This window comes from Metabacillus sp. RB-C-LZQ-3-1 (assembly GCF_058315175.1).
On the sequence record NZ_JBZFLI010000050.1, the window covers coordinates 1 to 1,714 of the forward strand.

A 1,714-nucleotide genomic window follows, 5' to 3' on the forward strand; every position below is an offset into this window, starting at 1 on the left:
GTAGCAGTTAGCTTAACGCAAGGGTGTCCATGGTGACGTGGAATCTGAAGGAAGCGAGCGGCAAACCTCCGGTCTGAGGAACACAAACTTCATATGAGGCTAGGGTATCGTTGGATGAGTTTGCAAAACAAAACAAAGTCCATTCTGCCGAAGGCGATATCAAGTAAATGAAGCAGATAGGTGGAGGGAAAGATTGCATTCTTACCCAGGGAGGTCTGACTGGAAAGCCGAGCACACTCGGTAACCTATTTAGCGATAAATAGCTGAACAGTCAGAAGTCAGCAGAAGTCATAGTACTAGTGGTATCTAGAACCGTTGGGAAGGACTGAATCAATTAAGAAGAATCAGCACTTGGCGTACGTGTTGCTTGATGAAGCAGAAACATTATCCTTCCTAATGGAGGAAGTGGTGAATCCACGGGGGACATTAGAAGGGCTGAAAGCAACCCCACACAAGAAGAATGACTGATTCACGTAGGAGTTTGAAATCTATGATGGAACAAATCTTATCATATCAGAACGTTACAAGTGCACTCGAGAGAGTGGAACGAAATAAAGGAAGTCATGGGGTAGATGGGATGAGCGTACAAACCCTACGGTCTCATCTCATGGAACACTGGAGTACTTTAAGAACCGAACTGATAAAGGGTACCTATCTTCCCCAACCCGTCCGTCGAATCGAAATCCCGAAAGCGAACGGAGGAGTAAGGAAGCTAGGAATTCCGACAGTGATAGATCGTTTCATCCAACAGGCTATTGCGCAAGTACTCAATAAGGAGTTGGATCCCTCGTTCTCTAGACAAAGTTACGGTTTTAGACCCAATAAGCGTGGTCATGATGCAGTCCGACAAGCAAAACGCTATATCAAAGAAGGGTATGGATGGGTTGTGGATATCGACTTAGAGAAATTCTTTGACAAAGTGAATCATGACCGACTTATGAGAATATTAAACCACCGCATTAAAGACCCAAAAGTGCTCCAATTAATACGAAGATACCTACAGTCAGGTGTAATGGAAAAAGGACTTGTCAGTCCTAACACGGAAGGCACCCCTCAAGGTGGGCCACTAAGCCCTCTCTTGTCAAACATCGTTTTAGATGAACTCGATAAAGAACTCGAGAAAAGAGGATTGCGGTTCGTTCGTTATGCAGATGATTGTAATATCTATGTTCGTTCAAGAAGAGCAGGAGAGAGAATCATGGAAAGTATCACAACTTTCATTGAGAGAAAACTCAAACTAAAAGTAAACCATGAGAAAAGTGCAGTAGACCGACCATGGAAACGTAAGTTTCTAGGTTTCACTTTCACCTTTCATCGAAAGGAACCAAAAGTCCGAATCGCTAAACAGAGTATTCAACGTTTTAAACAGAGAATAAGAGAAATCACTTCGAGAAAATGGTCTATCAGCATGAAAGATAGGATAGAAAAGCTAAACCGCTACTTGGTAGGTTGGCTAGGATATTATCAATTAGCTGATACCCCCTCGGTTCTAGCTAAGTTAGACGGATGGATTCGGAGAAGACTTAGGATGATTCGATGGAAAGAATGGAAGAAAGTTAAAACTAAACATAGAAACTTAAAGAAGTTAGGTATTAAGCCTAATAAGGCATGGGAATGGGCAAATACTAGGCTGGGTTATTGGCGTATCGCCAAAAGCCCAATACTAGATAGAGCCCTTGATAACCACTACTGGTTAAATCAAGGGCTCAAAAGT

1 protein-coding gene is annotated in these 1,714 nt (G+C 42.6%); it reads left to right on the plus strand.

Annotated features, from left to right (window positions below; translation table 11 throughout):
• Window positions 1-490 precede the first annotated feature (490 nt).
• Window positions 491-1,714 (plus strand): group II intron reverse transcriptase/maturase (ltrA, locus tag AC4GZ8_RS26280; RefSeq protein ID WP_491084830.1); only part of this gene is annotated, 1,224 nt, incomplete at its 3' end.